This window comes from Pseudocitrobacter sp. 73 (assembly GCF_008369545.1).
In the GTDB taxonomy this organism is placed as follows: domain Bacteria; phylum Pseudomonadota; class Gammaproteobacteria; order Enterobacterales; family Enterobacteriaceae; genus Pseudocitrobacter; species Pseudocitrobacter vendiensis.
Genome location: NZ_VTZO01000121.1, coordinates 1 through 2,752, shown reverse-complemented (window position 1 = coordinate 2,752; position 2,752 = coordinate 1). Strand labels below are relative to the sequence as shown.

2 protein-coding genes are annotated in these 2,752 nt (G+C 54.4%); one reads left to right on the top strand and one right to left on the bottom strand.

The window, feature by feature from the left end; genetic code table 11:
• Nucleotides 1-137 precede the first annotated feature (137 nt).
• Complete coding sequence (gene sthA / locus F0Q32_RS26050) at nucleotides 138-1,538, top strand: Si-specific NAD(P)(+) transhydrogenase (protein ID WP_149464197.1); 1,401 nt, start codon at nucleotides 138-140, stop codon at nucleotides 1,536-1,538.
• Here the strand turns inward: sthA and oxyR are convergent.
• Nucleotides 1,521-2,441: a DNA-binding transcriptional regulator OxyR gene (oxyR, locus tag F0Q32_RS26045; protein WP_015966478.1), complete on the bottom strand. Its 921-nt coding sequence runs from the start codon at nucleotides 2,439-2,441 to the stop codon at nucleotides 1,521-1,523. The two genes, sthA and oxyR, sit on opposite strands and share 18 nt — an antisense overlap.
• Nucleotides 2,442-2,752 lie beyond the last annotated feature (311 nt).

Here is a 2,752-nt window from a genome sequence, read left to right as displayed (position 1 = left end):
ATACATAGCTTTGTGAATGCTTGTTTACGGGCGATTTATGCTCTTTTGCATGAAAAAAGCACAATGATAATTGGGTTATCCCGGTGAAGATGTTATGATTCTGTTGCTTTTATGTATAAGAACAGGTAAGCCTTACCATGCCAAATTCCTACGATTATGATGCAATAGTAATTGGTTCCGGCCCCGGCGGCGAAGGCGCTGCGATGGGTCTGGTGAAACAGGGAGCGCGTGTCGCCGTTATTGAGCGTTATCATAATGTCGGCGGCGGATGTACCCACTGGGGCACCATCCCCTCAAAAGCACTTCGTCATGCCGTTAGTCGTATTATTGAATTCAACCAGAACCCCCTTTACAGCGACCACACCCGACTTCTCCGTTCCTCTTTCGCCGACATTCTGAACCATGCTGACAGCGTGATTAATCAGCAGACTCGCATGCGTCAGGGCTTTTATGAGCGTAATCACTGCGAAATTTTGCAGGGCAACGCGCATTTCGTTGACGAACACACGCTGGCGCTGGAGTGCCCGGACGGCTCGGTCGAAACGCTGACGGCGGAAAAATTCGTCATCGCCTGCGGCTCGCGCCCCTACCGCCCTGCCGATGTCGATTTCAGCCACCCGCGCATTTACGACAGCGACTCCATCCTCAGCCTGCATCACGAACCACGCCACGTCATTATCTACGGCGCTGGGGTGATTGGCTGTGAGTACGCCTCCATTTTCCGTGGAATGGACGTCAAAGTTGACTTAATCAACACCCGCGACCGTCTGCTGGCGTTCCTCGACCAGGAGATGTCGGACTCGCTCTCCTATCATTTCTGGAACAGCGGTGTGGTGATTCGCCACAACGAAGAGTACGAGAAAATTGAAGGCCTGGACGACGGCGTCATCATGCACCTGAAATCCGGCAAGAAACTGAAAGCCGACTGTCTGCTGTTCGCCAACGGGCGCACCGGGAATACCGATTCACTGGCGCTGGAAAACATCGGCCTGCAATGTGACAGCCGTGGTCAGTTAAAAGTGAACAGCATGTACCAGACCGCGCTGCCGCACATTTACGCAGTGGGCGACGTCATTGGCTATCCAAGCCTGGCCTCAGCCGCTTACGATCAGGGCCGCATTGCCGCGCACGCGATGGTAAAAGGCGAAGCAACGGCGCACCTGGTGGAAGACATTCCAACCGGGATTTACACCATTCCGGAAATCAGTTCTGTGGGTAAAACCGAACAGCAACTGACGGCGATGAAAGTGCCGTATGAAGTCGGTCGGGCGCAGTTTAAACACCTGGCGCGCGCGCAGATTGTCGGCATGAATGTGGGAACGCTGAAAATTCTGTTCCACCGGGAGACGAAAGAGATTCTGGGGATTCACTGCTTTGGCGAACGCGCGGCGGAGATTATTCACATCGGCCAGGCAATCATGGAGCAAAAAGGCGGCGGTAACACTATCGAGTACTTTGTTAACACCACCTTTAACTACCCGACCATGGCCGAAGCCTATCGGGTAGCAGCGCTTAATGGCTTAAACCGCCTTTGGTAACGCTTTCTCGTCGAAGTGACCTTCCATCGCTCCACGGATAGCCTCTGCCAGTTGCTCATAGCGACTGCGCAGGGGTGATCCCGGACGATAAACAAGGCCCACGGTGCGGCGAGGTTCTGGCTTAATGCATGGCAGGTAGACAACGCCATCGCGGCGACGCTCCTTCGGCACAGCCAGCGCCGGTAACAGCGTAATGCCGCTGCCTGCCGCCACCATATTACGCAGCGTTTCGAGGCTGGTTGCCCGGAAATGCGTATCTTCATCAGCGCCCGCTTCAAAACAGAAGCCCAGCGCCTGGTCACGCAGACAGTGACCATCTTCCAGCATCAGCAGCTTCTCACCCGCCAGATCGGACATCGGCACGCGATCGCGCTCGGCCCATGGGTGATCTTCATAGATCGCCAGCATCATGGGCTCATCAAACAGAGGCACTTCGATAAACGCCTCGCTCTCTTTCACCAGCGCCAGAATGGCGCAATCCAGCTTACCGCTATCGAGCTGTGCCAGCAGTTGATGCGTTTGCGCTTCATGCAGGTACATTTCGAGTTTTGGGAAAGTTTGGTGAAGCATTGGGATAATGTGCGGTAGCAGGTACGGGCCGACCGTCGGAATCAAACCGATATGCAGCGGACCAGACATGGTCTCTCCCTGCTGGCTTGCCATTTCCTTGAGCACTTTGACCTCACGCAGCACCGTGCGCGCCTGATCCACCAGCAGCAAACCTGCCTGGGTAAAAAGCACTTTACGGCTGGTGCGCTCCAGCAACATCACGCCCAGCTCATCTTCCAGCTTGCGGATTTGCCCACTCAGCGTTGGCTGACTGACGTGGCACGAGTCTGCCGCCCGACGGAAATGCCGGTGTTCGGCTAACGCGACCAGGTATTCAAGATCACGAATATTCATTATTCATCCTCCATTGCCACGATAGCTCGCGGCGATAGATAGAATAGCAATGAACGATTATCCCTATCAAGCTTTCTGTTCAATAATGCAACACAGAAACGGAGCGGTACCTCCTTAACCCTTGAAGCCACCGTGATGTTTCGCAGAGTTTCTCTCAAACTCGAAATAACTAAAGCCAACGTGAACTTTTGCGGACCCTCAGGTCCGCTTTTTTTTTGTACGAATACCCCTCACCCTAGCCCTCTCCCGGAGGGGGAGGGAACCGATCGAGCGAAACGTTACACGGACTAGCCCCTCTCCCGGTGGGAGAG

Coding starts and splice junctions, on each gene's coding strand:
- sthA (WP_149464197.1), top strand. CDS start 138: ATGCCAAATTCCTACGATTATGATGCAATAGTAATTGGTTCCGGCCCC.
- oxyR (WP_015966478.1), bottom strand. CDS start 2,441: ATGAATATTCGTGATCTTGAATACCTGGTCGCGTTAGCCGAACACCGG.